At 39.5% G+C, this 14,820-nt stretch carries 14 protein-coding genes; 7 read left to right on the forward strand and 7 right to left on the reverse strand.

The genetic code is table 11. The annotated features are described in order from the left end of the window. The first annotated feature begins 92 nt into the window (after positions 1-92). Positions 93-1,916, forward strand: coding sequence for an alginate export family protein (locus tag LEP1GSC195_RS05140; protein WP_015680431.1), 1,824 nt, complete (start codon positions 93-95; stop codon positions 1,914-1,916). A gap of 20 nt (positions 1,917-1,936) precedes the next feature. Beyond that, positions 1,937-2,158 (forward strand): hypothetical protein, encoded by a 222-nt coding sequence (locus tag LEP1GSC195_RS05145; RefSeq protein ID WP_040506381.1) that lies wholly within the window; start codon positions 1,937-1,939, stop codon positions 2,156-2,158. Between the two features lie 20 nt (positions 2,159-2,178). Here the strand turns inward: LEP1GSC195_RS05145 and LEP1GSC195_RS05150 are convergent, their stop codons facing one another. Further along, entirely contained in the window at positions 2,179-2,877 is a 699-nt protein-coding gene (locus tag LEP1GSC195_RS05150) for a TetR/AcrR family transcriptional regulator (protein ID WP_015680353.1), read from the reverse strand. Positions 2,878-3,005: 128 nt separating this feature from the next. On the opposite strand from LEP1GSC195_RS05150, the gene LEP1GSC195_RS05155 reads away from it, so the two are divergent. Further along, positions 3,006-3,965: an NAD(P)-dependent alcohol dehydrogenase gene (locus LEP1GSC195_RS05155; protein ID WP_015680350.1), complete on the forward strand. Its 960-nt coding sequence runs from the start codon at positions 3,006-3,008 to the stop codon at positions 3,963-3,965. Between the two features lie 67 nt (positions 3,966-4,032). On the opposite strand, the gene LEP1GSC195_RS05160 is transcribed toward LEP1GSC195_RS05155, so the two are convergent. Both LEP1GSC195_RS05160 and trhA read right to left on the reverse strand, forming a co-directional pair. Then, the gene (locus LEP1GSC195_RS05160; protein WP_040506382.1) at positions 4,033-4,314 is read right to left on the reverse strand and encodes a hypothetical protein; all 282 of its coding nucleotides are present in this window, start codon (positions 4,312-4,314) and stop codon (positions 4,033-4,035) included. An 82-nt stretch (positions 4,315-4,396) separates the two neighbouring features. Next, positions 4,397-5,224, reverse strand: coding sequence for a PAQR family membrane homeostasis protein TrhA (gene trhA, locus LEP1GSC195_RS05165; protein ID WP_015680480.1), 828 nt, complete (start codon positions 5,222-5,224; stop codon positions 4,397-4,399). 139 nt (positions 5,225-5,363) lie between these two features. Between trhA and mgtA the strand changes: the two genes are divergently transcribed. Next, positions 5,364-7,910: a magnesium-translocating P-type ATPase gene (gene mgtA / locus LEP1GSC195_RS05170; protein WP_015680252.1), complete on the forward strand. Its 2,547-nt coding sequence runs from the start codon at positions 5,364-5,366 to the stop codon at positions 7,908-7,910. Between the two features lie 131 nt (positions 7,911-8,041). Here the strand turns inward: mgtA and LEP1GSC195_RS05175 are convergent, their stop codons facing one another. Continuing rightward, the gene (locus tag LEP1GSC195_RS05175; protein ID WP_015680232.1) at positions 8,042-8,380 is read right to left on the reverse strand and encodes an EF-hand domain-containing protein; all 339 of its coding nucleotides are present in this window, start codon (positions 8,378-8,380) and stop codon (positions 8,042-8,044) included. Between the two features lie 232 nt (positions 8,381-8,612). Here LEP1GSC195_RS05175 and LEP1GSC195_RS20155 point away from each other — a divergent pair, with 232 nt between their 5' ends. Together LEP1GSC195_RS20155 and LEP1GSC195_RS20160 are read left to right on the forward strand one after the other, a co-directional pair. After that, positions 8,613-9,224 carry a serine hydrolase gene (locus LEP1GSC195_RS20155; RefSeq protein ID WP_269571209.1) on the forward strand — a complete coding sequence of 204 codons (612 nt, stop codon included), beginning with the start codon at positions 8,613-8,615 and terminating at the stop codon, positions 9,222-9,224. Continuing rightward, positions 9,152-9,793 carry a serine hydrolase domain-containing protein gene (locus LEP1GSC195_RS20160; RefSeq protein ID WP_269571210.1) on the forward strand — a complete coding sequence of 214 codons (642 nt, stop codon included), beginning with the start codon at positions 9,152-9,154 and terminating at the stop codon, positions 9,791-9,793. Before LEP1GSC195_RS20155 ends, LEP1GSC195_RS20160 begins: the two co-directional genes overlap by 73 nt. A gap of 69 nt (positions 9,794-9,862) precedes the next feature. On the opposite strand, the gene LEP1GSC195_RS05185 is transcribed toward LEP1GSC195_RS20160, so the two are convergent. The 3 genes from LEP1GSC195_RS05185 to LEP1GSC195_RS05195 all read right to left on the reverse strand — a co-directional run bounded on the left by LEP1GSC195_RS05185 (position 9,863) and on the right by LEP1GSC195_RS05195 (position 13,918). Further along, positions 9,863-10,054 carry a hypothetical protein gene (locus tag LEP1GSC195_RS05185; protein ID WP_015680483.1) on the reverse strand — a complete coding sequence of 64 codons (192 nt, stop codon included), beginning with the start codon at positions 10,052-10,054 and terminating at the stop codon, positions 9,863-9,865. A gap of 105 nt (positions 10,055-10,159) precedes the next feature. Beyond that, a complete protein-coding gene (locus LEP1GSC195_RS05190) occupies positions 10,160-11,908 on the reverse strand; it encodes an acyl-CoA dehydrogenase family protein (RefSeq protein WP_015680460.1) in 1,749 nt (582 codons plus the stop codon). Between the two features lie 12 nt (positions 11,909-11,920). Continuing rightward, the gene (locus tag LEP1GSC195_RS05195; RefSeq protein WP_015680316.1) at positions 11,921-13,918 is read right to left on the reverse strand and encodes an oxidoreductase; all 1,998 of its coding nucleotides are present in this window, start codon (positions 13,916-13,918) and stop codon (positions 11,921-11,923) included. Positions 13,919-14,043: 125 nt separating this feature from the next. On the opposite strand from LEP1GSC195_RS05195, the gene LEP1GSC195_RS05200 reads away from it, so the two are divergent. Next, positions 14,044-14,694: a TetR/AcrR family transcriptional regulator gene (locus tag LEP1GSC195_RS05200; protein ID WP_015680462.1), complete on the forward strand. Its 651-nt coding sequence runs from the start codon at positions 14,044-14,046 to the stop codon at positions 14,692-14,694. The last annotated feature ends 126 nt before the right edge of the window (positions 14,695-14,820 follow it).

Here is a 14,820-nt window from a genome sequence, read left to right on the forward strand (position 1 = left end):
CATAAAAACCTAGGATTCCCACTAACTAATAAATATAAGATTTGAATGTTGTAACAATCTGTATCCACTGGCTCAAACATAGGTGGTATCAAATGTACGCTCGCAATCATCGAATCATTATTGGCCTTGTTTCACTAGGGATTTTCCTATCGCCTTTGGCAGCAGAATTGGACGCACAGTTCATCACTCCTGTTAAAAAGGAAGTTCCGCAAGAAACACCTCCTCCGCCCCCCACTCCACCACCGCCGCCACCTCCACCTGAAGAACCGACTGAATATGTGAGTCCACTGAAAGGCAATCTAACAGGGGAATATTTAAAAAGCCTTCAAGTCACCGCCAAACAAAGAAAGGCGCTTCAAGAGAATACAAACCTTTGGTTTGCTGATCGTTTTCGGGTTGGTTTTGGAATTCGACCTAAAGCAGATTCACTTTACAATACTGACTTCGATAAGTCGACACCTGACAATCGCAATACGGTAAGTAACCAAACACAGTTTTATTTAATTGGAGATTTATCTCCGAATGTTGCATTCAAACTTTCATTTCAAGATGTAAGACTTTGGGGAGGTGAAATTGTAAACGGATCTTCTGACCAAAAATTAGCTGTAATTCCCAATTCAGGAAATACAATCGATACCACCAAACAAAGAGAAGTTCCTCTCAATAACTATACAGGCTTTCGGGAAGCATTTTTAGATTTAAAAACAACCAACCAAATGTTTCGAGTAAGAACGGGACGCCAAATCCTAGACTATGGAGACGGAAGGATTGTAGGTTCCAGAAATGATAGTTTAAATGGGAATTCATTTGATGCCATTCGAACTACCATTACCATTCAAAAACAAAGTTTAGATTTTTTTGGTGCCATCATCGGATCGGAAAACAATTCCAATAGTATGGTTTCCAACAATTCTACTCGTGTTGGCGGAACTGGAAATGCTTCGTATTATGGCGCTCATTATGGATTCAAACCTTGGGAATGGTTAGGTATTGAAGTATATAACTTCACACTTTATAAACAAAAACAAAAAGCCACAAATACAACAGTCAATTATGGTTCGGACATTTATTACCGGGGACCAGACCAACTCAACACTTCAGGATTTCGCCTAACAAATCGAACGAAAGGGAATATGATCGCAAGCGAAACCGGGATTGACTGGATGGTCGAAGCCGCTTGGCAAACTGGATTTACAGGCGAACGAGTCTCACCTGATTGGCTAAACCAAACCGGCACCTACTCAACCGATAAAAAAACAGGACAAACACCACCTCATTCTTCACCTGTCCAATATAAATCAAACATTGTAGCTGTCCAGTTAGGATACACACCTGTGAAGGAGTTTCGAATTGGAGTCCAATATGTCCAGGCATCTGGAGATCCCAATCGAAATGATGGAAGTGTAGGTACTTACAATCCGCTATTTGCCACAAGAAGGATGGCCGGTGGGGGACTACCTTTCGCCGGTAACGGTAACTCAGGAATGGTTTTCTGGCAAAACATTAAAGACTATTCAATCAACATAAAATATGAATCTGCAAAATGGGGAACTTTTATTCTCAACCCACATTGGTATTATAAAGTTAAACTTCAAGATGGCTATTACGATAACAACAATTATGTTGCAGGGAGCAAAGCCACAGGTGAAACTGCTTCTACAGAAGACTATTATAACACGGAAGCTTATAATCCTAATCGGCCCAAACTAGGGAGGCATGTAGCAACAGAAATTAACTTTATTTATATTGTAACACCTTTTGAAAATGTTTCATTCTGGTTTGGCGCCAGTTCCATTTATGCAGGAGAAGCCATTCGAAACCAAAAGAACAATCCGTATGAAACTGATCCATACCATAGATACGACCTAAAGCCTAACTCTAGTTATTTTACAATTCAGAGTGTGTTTGCCATTTAACTTTTTTAAAAAATCTTGTAATGCTTCTTAAAAACCAGAGTGCCGCATACCATTCTGGTTTTCTTTGTTTCTCTCTTTATGTTTCAAGTTTAACTGCGAAAATAGGTGCTGCCATTATCTCCACAGTTTTGACCGGTGGTGCTGACCAAACCGATAGTTCTGGTTATGCAGGCTTTAAAGAAATCAACCAAACCGCAGAAATGATTGAGGAAACACGGTGGTCCTCAATTCCAATTCAATAAATAATCAGTATAACCTCTGTTCATTTTGTTAAGTGCGGAGGTTTATCTAGGCCATCTAAAATCAGATCCAAACCAAAATCAAACTTATGGAGCCCATTGTATTTTCCTGATACCACCTCTTTGGTTAAATTGCTAAGAAATGGATAGGGACTTGACTCCAAAATTGGCATAAACCCTTCTGCTTTTTCCGCATACTCATCAGGTTGAAATGGAAAATTCAATTCTTGTAATATAAATCCATAAGTATGGCTATCGATTGTATTGATGATGTGGTCGGCTGCTTGTAGTGAAAATCCAGCGGAATGTAGACATCCGAGTGTTGTATCAAAATAAGATAACATGGCTTTCCCCGTGTTGACTCGTGAGACAATTAATAGAGTGACCCAGGGATGTAAAATCAAGATATCACGAGCAGATCTTGCTCTTTTTTTCATTTCCTTTTTCCAATCACCACCTATCTTTGGTAATGTGATCTTTGAAACCACTAAATCTACCATTTCAGCCAAAAGTTCATCTTTGTTTTTAAGATGATTGTATAAAGACATTGCTTCGACACCCAATTGGAGTGCCAAATTTCGCATCGACAACTCTTCCAATCCAAACTCATCGGCCAGTTGGATTGCCACCTTCAAAACAAGTTCTTTTGAAAGAGTTTTTCTTCTTTTTTCAACAGTTTTTTTCCGACCTTTGCTTGGTTTAGTGCTCTTCTTTTTTTCCATATTACTCGGCATCTTTCTTATATCATAAAATCCACTATAAATCTATTCTAAAAAACAAAACAGATGAGAAATAAATTTCATTGACAGACTTACAGCGTAAGTATGAATATTCGTCAGGAGCCTAAGCATTGAAAGTCATCGCTGCAAGAAATTATGGTACACCAGAAGTACTTCGATTAGAAGAATGGGAAACACCTTCGCCCAAAAAAAATGAAATCAGAATCAAAATTTATAATACTTCCGTAAATTCGGGGGATTGGCGCATTCGTAAACCCGATCCCAAACTCGTTCGATTGTTTTTTGGGATCACAAAACCAAAACAACCGATTCTAGGAATATCACTTTCGGGTGTGGTTGATGGCATTGGTGCAAACGTTACAAAATTCAAAATCGGAGATAGAGTTTTTGGATCCACCGGAATGCAGATGGGGGCTTATGCAGAATACACCTGCTTACCAGAATCAGCGGTAATCATGATTCTTCCAAAAGAAATTTCCTTTCCAGAAGGAGCCGCCTTATCCTTTGGAAGTTTAACCGCCCTCGACTTCATTCAAAAATGTAATCTGCAAAAAAATCAAACCATCCTCATTTATGGTGCCTCCAGTTCTGTGGGTACTGCTGCCATCCAATTGGCAAAACATTTTGGTTCCCTCGTAACAGCTGTTTGCAGCATTGGAAATTTTGAATTAGTCAAATCTCTCGGCGCGGATTTTGTTATGGATTATGAAGGGTTTCATGAAGAATCACATAACAAAACTTATGATGTTGTCTTTGAATGCGTAGGTAAATCTTCCATTTCCTCCAACCTTCAGCATCTTACAAAAGGAGGAGTTTTGGTTTTAGTGGGGGCCTCATTTAAAGATATGTTTCAAGCAGTATTGATTTCCTTAACCAAGAAAATCAATATCAAATTTGGGCCAATTGCCGAGACGTTGAAAAATTTGCAATTTTTAGTGGAGTTAATCAAAATTGGAAAATTTAAAGTGGTGATTGATAAGTCTTATCCTTTAGAAGAAATGGCGGAAGCTCATCGGTACGTAGAAGCTGGGCATAAAAAGGGGAATGTAGTAATCAACATTGCCAGCTAATTAAAATTATACTATGACAAGGTAAAAATCCTACCGCAAACCATTACGGTAGGTCATCACAAATGGATTAATTGATTTTTTTGATTTTGTTTTGTTTTGCTGTTTCTATAAAGGTTAGGTCATTATAAGAATGATCCACTTTACAAACCTTTACATTGGCTGCAGTTGAACAAGAAGCTGTACCTGAAATTTTACAGCCTTTTGCTTCGCAGGCCTTTCTGTCCTTTCCCCTACACTGTTCACAACCGTTGGTACTTCCGTTTCCACAAAGAAAACAATCTTCTGCTACCAATGCGGTAGAAGCCAAAACCGTCATCAGCATAAAGCTAATCGTGACCAATGTTCTCATATTATCTCCTTCTTATCTGCTCGAAAAAACAGTAAGAGGATGAATTCTATAGGAAGCCAATGAATTCACAAACCAATTTTTCTTATTTCGGAATGGGTGGTAATACGTAAAATAGAATTGCAAAAAAATGACAAAGGCTTCCACTCAGGACAAATAAATGCCAAATCGCATGATTGAAAGGCAACCTATCCCATAGGTAAAAGATTACACCGACCGTATAACTAAGTCCACCCGCTACTAACCAAGAAATCCCCCCAACTCCAATTGCTGTTCGAATGTCTTTCACGACAAAAATGGCAAGCCATCCCATTAAGATATAAACAACAACTCGAGCTCCACTGTATTTGCCCGGAAACAATAACAATAGGAGAACGCCGGCAAAGGCAAGGATCCATACAATAAGAAATAGAGTCCAACCCCACTCCGAATGTTCACGCAAACTAACAAGCGTAAACGGAGTATACGTTCCTGCGATTAGCAGATAGATTGATGCGTGGTCAATCACCTTAAAAATACGTTTTGTAGCCGAATGGTAGATCCCATGATAAAGAGTGGAGGCAAGGTATAAAAGAATGAGTGTGGCACCATAAATGGCAGAACTAACAATATGCCAAACATTACCATACAGAACGGCCATCGTCAATAGAAGAGAAAGTCCGGCTATACTCAAACCCCCACCAATTCCATGTGTGACGGCATTCGCAATTTCGTGACCGATAGAATATTCGTGAATGGTGTCGATGAGTTCGGTCACGGATGGATTCGATTCCATAACCAAAGCTGGATTTAAATCAGATGAGGTTTGTTTGGCTATTTTTTTTGATTCGGATTTAGTAATTTGTTTGTTTACCGGTTTTGTAGTGCGGACCGATTTTTTTGCGGGTTTGGTTTTTGACTTTTTCGCTTTCATATACTTTAGTTAGATTAATCAAGATCGTATTTTTTTTACCCGTCAATCGAAAGAAATAATAAGGCTTGAAGTTGGGGGAAAGGGGAGCAAAGTTTTATAGAATGTACAGAATACATTCTGTTCTTATTTGAGGCGTAACATGCAATCCATTCCCAACAAGTCCTCTTGGTGGCAAAAATCATTAATTGAAACTTTAGACTCCTTATCAGTAAAATCTACAGGACTAAAAACAGAAGAAGTGGCAATACGCCTCAAACAATTTGGTGCCAATCGATTTATTGACCGCAAAGAAAAACCAATATGGCGCCAACTCTTATTAAGATTTAGAAATCCTCTAATTCTACTTCTACTCTTCGCAAGTGTTATCTCCGCATTTATGGGTGAAATATCAAATTTCATCATCATTTCAGTCCTAGTTTTATTCAGTGTTCTTTTGGACTTTATTCAAGAGCACAAAGCAGGAAAAGCCGCAGATAGTTTGCGACATTCCGTTTCCGTTCAAGCAACCGTAGTCCGCGATGGGCATGCCATAAGCATTCCTGTTTCGCAAGTAGTTCCTGGTGATCTTGTGTTATTGTCCGCAGGTGATATGGTTCCGGCTGATGGTAGAATATTAGAAGCCAAAGATTTTTTTGTCAAACAAGCACTCCTCACTGGTGAAACTTATCCTGTCGAAAAACATCCAGGAGAACTCGATGTTCTTTCTAACGATATCACTGAGGCATCCAATGCAGTATTTATGGGAACCACAATCATTAGTGGCAGTGCCAAGGTTCTAGTTGTAAACACGGGTGCCAATACGGCGATGGGTGCCATTGCAGATAGCTTAACTATAACACCACCAGCTAACTCCTTTGAGCTGGGAACGCAAAAGTTCGGTATTCTCATTCTGCGTATGACCGTTTTACTTGTATTATTTGTTCTCTTAGTAAATGCAATTTTACATAAACCATGGCTTGATTCATTTTTATTTGCAGTTGCTTTGGCGGTAGGATTAACACCAGAACTGTTACCGATGGTAATTTCCGTAACTCTCTCGCGTGGTGCTCTATTGATGGCCAAAAAAAGAGTAATTGTGAAACAGCTTTCCTCGATCCAAAATCTAGGATCAATGGATACACTCTGTACAGATAAAACAGGAACTCTCACGGAAGCAAAAATCAAATTAGAGAGACATATAAATCTTTCCGGGCAAATAAGTGAACGGGTATTAGAATTAGCTTACTTAAATAGCTTTTTTGAAACAGGATTAAAAAGTCCTCTGGATGAGGCAATTTTGGATCATGGAGAGATTGATATAAGCCTTTGGAGTAAAGTAGATGAAGTGCCCTTCGACTTTGAACGAAGGAGAGTATCTGTTTTATTAGACCATTCAGAAAAGAAAAATCGAACTCTTGTAGTGAAGGGGGCACCGGAGGAAATTATTCGGCTCTGCACAAATTACGAAACAGAAAAAGGTACCATTCAAACCATAGACATAGAAGCTATAGAAAAAATCCATTCAGTTTATACTTCCTTAGAGAAGGAAGGTTTTCGTGTCCTCGGTATTGCATGGCGAGAGGAATCGATGGATCATACACATGCGGTTGTGAGTGATGAATCAGAATTAATACTTTCTGGGTTTGCAGCATTTTTAGATCCACCCAAAGAAAGTGCGAAACTCGCCTTATCTTCGCTAAACGAAATAGGAATTACCGTTAAAATTATCACAGGTGATAGTGAACTAGTGACTGAACATGTTTGTTCTGAATTGAATATTCCAATTCTAGGAGTTCTCACAGGCAAAGAGATCGACAGTATAGACGATTCGGCACTGAGAATCAAAGTTGAATCTACAAATCTATTTTGCCGAATGAATCCTTCCCAAAAAAACAGAATTATTTTAGCTCTAAAACAAAGAGGTCATGTGGTTGGATATTTAGGTGATGGAGTCAACGATGCTCCTTCATTACATTCTGCTGATGTTGGACTTTCGGTGGACTCTGGTGTGGACGTAGCTAAAGAAGCAGCAGATATGATTTTATTAGATCATGATTTGTTTGTTTTGTATGAAGGGGTTATGGAAGGAAGACGGACTTTTGGAAATATAATGAAATATATCATGATGGGAACAAGTTCCAATTTTGGTAATATGTTCAGCATGGCAGGTGCCGCTTTGTTTTTACCATTTCTACCTATGTTACCCACTCAAATTCTTCTCAATAATTTTTTGTATGATATCTCCGAAATTCCCATACCTCTCGATGAAGTAGATAAGGAAGAACTAAAGGTTCCTCGAGTTTTGGATATAAATTTTATCCGAAACTTTATGTTAACAATAGGACCGATTAGTTCTGCATTCGATTTTCTAACCTTTTATGTGATGTTAGTTGTGCTAAAGGCAAACGAAGCCTTATTCCAAACAGGATGGTTTGTAGAGTCCCTTTGTACTCAAGTACTAGTTATCTTCATCATAAGAACCCGAGGCAATCCAATCAAAAGTAGGCCACATAGATTACTTGCTATTGTTTCAATAAGTGTCGCTGCCGTTGGAGCCTTTTTGCCATTTACACAATTAGGAACTTATTTCGGACTTGTACCTCCACCGATGGAGTTTTATGCAATTTTGGCGTCTATGGTTGTCATTTATCTTTTGGTAGTAGAAACTGCGAAAAGAATTTTTTATCGTTTTCAAAGCAGAAAGTAAAATCCAAGCGCCAGGGATCGAAGTGGAAATCCTTTGCACGATGTGCAAAGATTGGAACGGAGAGCCCGGTCGGATCCTCATTCAATTTATGATGAACCAACCAATGCGAGGCGCCCCAATCCTAATAGATGTTATTCGGAAGTTTTCTTATTCTTCTCGTCTTTTTTCTTTTTGGCTTCTTTAACCTTTTCTTTCATCGCCTCTTTTTTCTCTTCTCGTTTTTCCTTATGAGCCGCTTTCATCTCTTCTAAAGTTACAGATCCATCAGCATCTTTATCGATTTCGGTAAAAAAGCCATCATGGAATTTTTGCCATTCTTCTTTAGAGACTTTGTTGTCGCTGTTCGCATCCATTTTTTTGAAATGATCCCCTGCCATTGCATTTTTTCCATGGCCGTCGTGGTCGTGTGCAAAAACGGATGTTGCAATGATGAAAGCAACACTTGTAAAGATAGTTAGAATTTTTTTCATAAAAAACCTCGGCTTGAATTTAGAGGAGATTTTTTTTTCGTCAAGACCTTAGTTTACAATTTTTGACAAAATCAAACTGCAAAGGAAGAGACATAGGCAAAATACATATTTCCGAGCTTTACAAAAAATTTTGCCAACGGCATTCTTCTTTTTTTAGAACCATTGAGTTTTTTGTATCCTAACTTTGGATCTATGTTTATCATTTATAAATTCGATTTTGTGGATGAAACCATTGAAACAAAACATTTATTTCACCCTCGTATCCCTTCTCCTGTTTTTTTGGATTACCTTTTCGCTAAAGGCAACTCCCTTAACTACAGAAGATTGCCCCACACCTATAAATGACCATGATTGGCAAATTAGTAATTCTATGGATTTGGAATTTGATAAGAAGAAATTTTGTCACTTAGTGAGAGATATGGGATCGGAGGAAAGCGAACTTCATTCCTTTGTAATCGAACGCCATGGGAAATTAGTCACCGAGGTTTATAACACAAGGAAGGACAAACCATTTAACAAACGCTACGGTCTCAGATTCCCCTTCGATGGGGAAACAACTTTTGACTCGAACACCTTACATGATGTTCGTTCCGTGAGTAAATCGGTAACCTCTTTACTTTTTGGAATTGCTATTGATAAAAAAATAATAGATGGTTTGGACTCTTCTGTTTTATCCTACTATCCAGAATTGTCCATCTCCTATGACGACCCTAGACAAAAAATCACATGGAAACACCTCCTAACTATGAGTAGTGGATTAGATTGGGAAGAATGGAGGTATGGGTTTTATTCAGCGACGAAACTAGGCTCCTCTGGAAAAAGGATATTGCTCATTTTGTTTTAGACAGGGAGGTTTTAACAAAACCAGGAAGTAAATTCAAATACAATGGTGGAGGAACATCGCTACTTTCTGATATTTTAATAAAGAAAACAGGTAAACCTCTTACCATTTTAGCAAAGGAATGGTTGTTTGATCCCCTAGAAATCCAGAACTTTGAATGGGTGGAAGATAGAAATGGAAGAGCACTTGCTCACGCCGGACTCCGACTAAGACCAAGAGACATGCTAAAATTAGGCCGATTGGTTTTGAATCAAGGAATTTGGAAAGGAAAACAAATTGTTCCCAAACAGTGGTTAGATGAATCATTATTCCGGCAGATGGATTCCGAGGTTACCCTATTCCGCAAAGATGGGAAATCCTTAAGTTATGGTTACCAGTGGTGGCTCGGCGAAACCGTTTTAGGTAATAAAAGAATTCCCTGGTCTTTGGCACTTGGGAATGGAGGGCAACTCATCTTTGTGATTCCCACTTTTGATATGACGATAGTCACTACAGCCGGTGGTTATGGAGATCCGACACAGATCCAAAAGTCAATCGATTTAGTAGAGAATCTCCTAACAACCGTAAAGTGAATGAAGTATGATATTTACAGGGAACGACAGAAAAATGTGTTCCCTTATTAGCTCCAAAACTTAATAAATTTAATGCCCATATCCTTCAGGAGCAGGAATCCCTTTTTCAGCAGAACGACTTAAAGTCTCCCAATGTTTCCAAGTTTGAATTCTTTCGTTATATGTCTGTAATGCGATATCAAATACTTTACTTCCCAGAACCAATCGCAAAGGGGGTTCCTCTAAATTCACAAGTTTCAAAATAGTTTCTGCTGCAATCACAACATCCCCGGCAGCTAACGCAACAGTGGTGAATGCATACCCTAGTCCTTTACTCGCACCTGTAATCAGCCAGACTCTTTTATTTTCTCTGGATATATTAATCCCCTATCCAAAATTCTGAATTCGATACAAACAAGACTGAGCAATCGCTGCACTGTCGATGACATAGGCAAGACAATCTTTTTGCCAAACTTCCTTTGTATTAGAATCGGTGATTTTTGGAATCGCTTTTTCGTATAAAAGACTGCCTATGTACCGACACATTTGGATCATTAAATTTTCTGCAACAGTTTCCTTTCTTGTTTCCTCTTGGATGCCGCGCATTTCACGAATGGATTCTTCTAAAACACGTTCTTGTTCTAAGAGAAATTGCGAAGGCGTGGGAATCTCTGCTTTTAGTGAATTTAAGTACTTTCTGAAATTTCCATCCCCGGCCATACCCGCAAGGATGGCTCCTGTGGCAATACGAACATGGATTTGGCTTGTTCCTTCGTAAATGGTATTGATCCTTGAATCACGAAACATGCGAGAGATATCATAGTCTTCTGTGTAACCTGCACCACCAAACACTTGCACGGCGAGATTTGTACATTTATGTCCTTCCTCGGAACTATAGTACTTTGCCATAGGAGTGAGAGTGGAGGCAAGTGTTGACCAATACTTTACTTTTTCATCTTTTCTGATTTCTCTATCTTCTAAATTTGCTTTTTCCATTCGGATTTGGTGGTGTTGGTACATATCAATCACACGAGCCGTTTCGAGAGTAAGTAGTCTCATTGCATTGGTCTCTCGTTTGATTTTATGGATCATTTCTGCTACGGCAGGAATTTCACCAATAGGTTTTCCAAATTGTTTTCTTTCGTTTGCATACTTCACACATTCATAATATGCAGCAGCTCCCCCACCACAACCTCCAGAAGCACTGACAAGTCGCATAAAGTTTGTCATCCCTGCTGTATAACGAGTGAGTCCAAGTCCCTCTTCACCAAGGATTTCTCCATAAGTATTTTCATAGACAATCTCACAAGTAGGTGAGGCATGAATCCCCATCTTCTTCTCAATCCCTGCCACAAATACATCTTGGCTTTTCACAATAAAAACAGACAATCCCCGCGCCCCACCCTCAGATTTTCCTGTGCGAGCTAATGTAAGTAGGAGTGCGGGGTTCTCACCTAATCCACAACCTTGAGAAATAAATCGTTTGGTTCCGGTTAGGCGATAACTTCCATCTTCCTGTTTTACGGCAACAGTCCTTACATTATTAAGGTCGGATCCATAATCGGGTTCGGTGAGAGACATAGCAAACAAACATTCGCCTGTGGCAGCTTTGGTAGCATAGGTTTCAATCTGTTCAGGTGTTCCAAACCTAGCTACAATTTGAGCTAAGTTCAGTAAGGTGGTGGTCATACAAAAAGAGACATCGCCCCTTGCCATAAGCATCGCATATAAGGCTCCTACTGTTGCTGGGAAGGCGAGCCCCCCTGCCTCTCTTGAAATCGAATAGGGCATAAGGCCGGTGTTTCTAAATTTTTCATATATCTCTATAGTTTCTTTAGGAAAAATAACTTTTCCATTAGAATATTTTAATTCATTGCGATCCATGGTTTGGGATTTTTGAGACACATCTTTCCCAAAAAAATCTCCCATCGCATCTAAACTCGAAGTGTATAATTCCAAGGCTTCTTCTTTTGTAGAAGGTGCCATTTCAAATCTTGGGTTTTTTGTTTTAAGGAATGTTTGGTGGTCAATAAACCCTTCCCCTTCTGTTTCCCTTATGATTGAATCCCAATCGAGAAGTTGGTTAAAGATTACCTGTAAATCGACATCCTCTGAAAAATAATTATTTGCGATCATGTTTTTGTTCTCCTAATTAATGCTATATGCAGCTTCTAAACCTTCAGAAAAGGCTCGTTTGGCGTCGACGTTCTTAGAATCCTTTGCTCCACCAATGACTATGGTTGGTTTGTTAGGATATTTGTTTTGGAATTCCTCTAAAAGTGAAGTTTCTTTTTCCTGACCCACACATAAGATGATGGAATCACAAGGATACAAAAATTCTTCTCCATTTTTTAATTCAACTTTGAGTCCGTCTTTTGTCACTTCCTTGTAAGTCAGTCCGTGAAAGAACTCGACTCCTACCGATTCTAACTCTTGTTTGAGTGCCCAAAACGTTGTAGGCCCAAGCCCTGCTCCATGTTTTCCATTTCGACGAAACACTGCCACATCCCTTTTGGCTTTTTCTTTTTGTACACCTGCATCCGTAAACGAACTGATATTATACTTTTTATCATAAGAGGCAAGGGTCGGATCCTCTTCTTCTGTCAATCTATGTGCCACGTCCACACCAATCCCTCCTCCACCGATCACCGCCACTCGTTTGCCTGGTTGGAATTTTCCAGTAAGATACTCAGTATAATTTCCTGAGGGAAGATTTTCTAGTCCTTTTAAAGAAAACTCTCTAGGTTTCACACCACTGGCAAAAATTGTTACATCTGGATTTTCTGTTTCTAACAATGTTAGCGTTGCCGTTGTATTCAAACGTATTTCGACACCTAATGCGGGGAGTTCATTCGAAAAATAACGAATGGTTTCTTTAAACTCCGACTTACCAGGAATATGCGATGCCAATTGAAATTGTCCTCCAAGAACATTTGCTTTTTCGATTAAAATAACTTTGTGACCAAGACTGGCACTGGCACGGGCTGCTTCGAGTCCAGCAGGACCTGTCCCAATGATTAAAACTTTTTTTGGATCTTTTACTTTTGGTTTTTGGTATTCTAACTCATTGACCGCTTCCGGATTTACGATACAAGAAACGGATTTTTCTTGGAACGCATGGTCAAGACAAGCCTGGTTACAAGCTACACAAGTATTGATTCGATTGGACATACCCAATTGAAATTTTTTGACAATGAATGGGTCAGCCAAAAATGGCCTTGCCATAGAAATGATATCTGCTCTATTCTCATCAAACACTTGTTGCATGGTAATGGGATCATTCACTCGGTTGGAAGCAATGATAGGAACACCTGGAGTATTTTCTTTAATCCGGCTAGCGATAGAAACCCATGCCCCTCTTGGAACGAGTTGACTTATGGTTGGAATTCGTGATTCATGCCATCCGATGCCAATGTTGAGTGCAGAAACTTTTTCATCGCGCAGAGTTTGTGCAAGTCCCACTACTTCTTCAAATGCTGGATTTCCAGGAATGAGATCAATTCCAGACATTCGAAAGATCACAGGGAATCCTTCGGGTAATTGTTTTTTTACCGCACGTAAAACTTCTATAGAAAGGTTCATTCTCCTTTTAGTGTCCCCACCAAAATAATCATTTCGTTTGTTTGTCACTCCAGAAAAGAATTGGTTTAAAAGATACCCTTCACTACCCATAATTTCCACAGCTCCAAAACCTACTTCTCTTGCAAGTCGCGCTGCCTTTCCAAAATCTTCGACCGTATTCCAACATTCATCCTCGGAGAGTTCCTTTGGAACATAACGATTGATTGGTGCTCGAATGGCGGATGGGGCCACACAAGACCTGTTCGCCGCATACCTTCCCGCATGGAACAACTGGGCGCACATTGTCCCTTTTCCCTTTAGAAGTGAGTTCATTTGTTCTAACTCTTTGGCATGTTCTGTATTTTGGATGTTAAAAAAAGTATGAGAACCCTTTCCGATTTCATTCACACTGATCCCACCGGTGACAATGAGGCCCACTCCCCCTTCGAAACGTTTGCCATAGAACGCAGCCATTCGTTCGGCAGTACCCGTCTCTCCTTCTACACCGAGGTGCATAGATCCCATAATGAACCGATTGGGAAGAGTAAAATTGCCGAGAGATATGGGGGAAAAAGCTGTATTCATTCTGAAAAAATCCTCGCTTGAATTAATTTACCATTGGTAATATTTCGAAAAATTTGGGCAAGCCATAAATTACCATCGGTAAATAACTACTGGCAATCTAAAGCATAACAGCTAAAGATGGGGAAATGGTGGCTTCGAAAAAAAAATCCTCGCAAAAGAAACCCATGGGGGTGGGCCGACCTTCCAAAGAAAATGGGATGAACGTTAGAGAAGCTCTGATCCAAGCGGGAGTGGAACTTTTAGAAAACACAACACTGGAAGATATTTCTCTTCGCAAAGTGGCGGCAAAAGCCGGTGTTAGCCATGTCGCCAGTTACCATCATTTTGAAAATAAACATGCCCTTTTTGCTGCAATAGCAGAAATCGGATTTCAAAAGTATTTTGAAACCTACCAAAAAGAATTAGAAAAAACAGACCAAGACTTCAAAGGAAGATACAGAGCTCTGGGTTGGACCTACTTCCAATTCATTATGACAAACAGACAGTTCGCAAGAATCATGTTTGGTGGGACCGGAGTGGATGTGAAAACACACCCCACTCTTTTGGCTGTCTCCCGAAGAACCTACCGTCAGTTACATGAAATCATTCGTATGGGCCAAAATCTAGGACATTTAGAAAAAGGAAACACAAGGGAGAAAACCCTAGCTTCTTGGGCGATGATTCATGGAATTGCGATGTTGTTTTTAGAAGGTCGTTTGCAGATGAAAAACGATCTTGGTGAGATGGAAAAATTCATCCAAACAGTGACAGAATATGCCTACAATGGAATGAAATAAACGTCCGAGCAGAGTCACAAAACAAACATTAGCGGAAATAATGAAACTGGGAATTATGTCTCTTAACTAAGACCAACAAACAATGAACATTCGTTACTGTATGGAATGTTCGCAAAAAACAAAGGA

The sequence above is a fragment of the Leptospira wolbachii serovar Codice str. CDC genome, assembly GCF_000332515.2.
GTDB lineage: Bacteria > Spirochaetota > Leptospiria > Leptospirales > Leptospiraceae > Leptospira_A > Leptospira_A wolbachii.

Excerpts from the sequence above, each read along its gene's own strand:
- LEP1GSC195_RS05140 (WP_015680431.1), top strand. The coding sequence starts at position 93 with ATGTACGCTCGCAATCATCGAATCATTATTGGCCTTGTTTCACTAGGG.
- LEP1GSC195_RS05145 (WP_040506381.1), top strand. The coding sequence starts at position 1,937 with ATGCTTCTTAAAAACCAGAGTGCCGCATACCATTCTGGTTTTCTTTGT.
- LEP1GSC195_RS05150 (WP_015680353.1), bottom strand. The coding sequence starts at position 2,877 with ATGGAAAAAAAGAAGAGCACTAAACCAAGCAAAGGTCGGAAAAAAACT.
- LEP1GSC195_RS05160 (WP_040506382.1), bottom strand. The coding sequence starts at position 4,314 with ATGAGAACATTGGTCACGATTAGCTTTATGCTGATGACGGTTTTGGCT.
- trhA (WP_015680480.1), bottom strand. The coding sequence starts at position 5,224 with ATGAAAGCGAAAAAGTCAAAAACCAAACCCGCAAAAAAATCGGTCCGC.
- mgtA (WP_015680252.1), top strand. The coding sequence starts at position 5,364 with ATGCAATCCATTCCCAACAAGTCCTCTTGGTGGCAAAAATCATTAATT.
- LEP1GSC195_RS05175 (WP_015680232.1), bottom strand. The coding sequence starts at position 8,380 with ATGAAAAAAATTCTAACTATCTTTACAAGTGTTGCTTTCATCATTGCA.
- LEP1GSC195_RS20160 (WP_269571210.1), top strand. The coding sequence starts at position 9,152 with ATGGAGGTATGGGTTTTATTCAGCGACGAAACTAGGCTCCTCTGGAAA.
- LEP1GSC195_RS05190 (WP_015680460.1), bottom strand. The coding sequence starts at position 11,908 with ATGATCGCAAATAATTATTTTTCAGAGGATGTCGATTTACAGGTAATC.
- LEP1GSC195_RS05195 (WP_015680316.1), bottom strand. The coding sequence starts at position 13,918 with ATGAATACAGCTTTTTCCCCCATATCTCTCGGCAATTTTACTCTTCCC.
- LEP1GSC195_RS05200 (WP_015680462.1), top strand. The coding sequence starts at position 14,044 with ATGGTGGCTTCGAAAAAAAAATCCTCGCAAAAGAAACCCATGGGGGTG.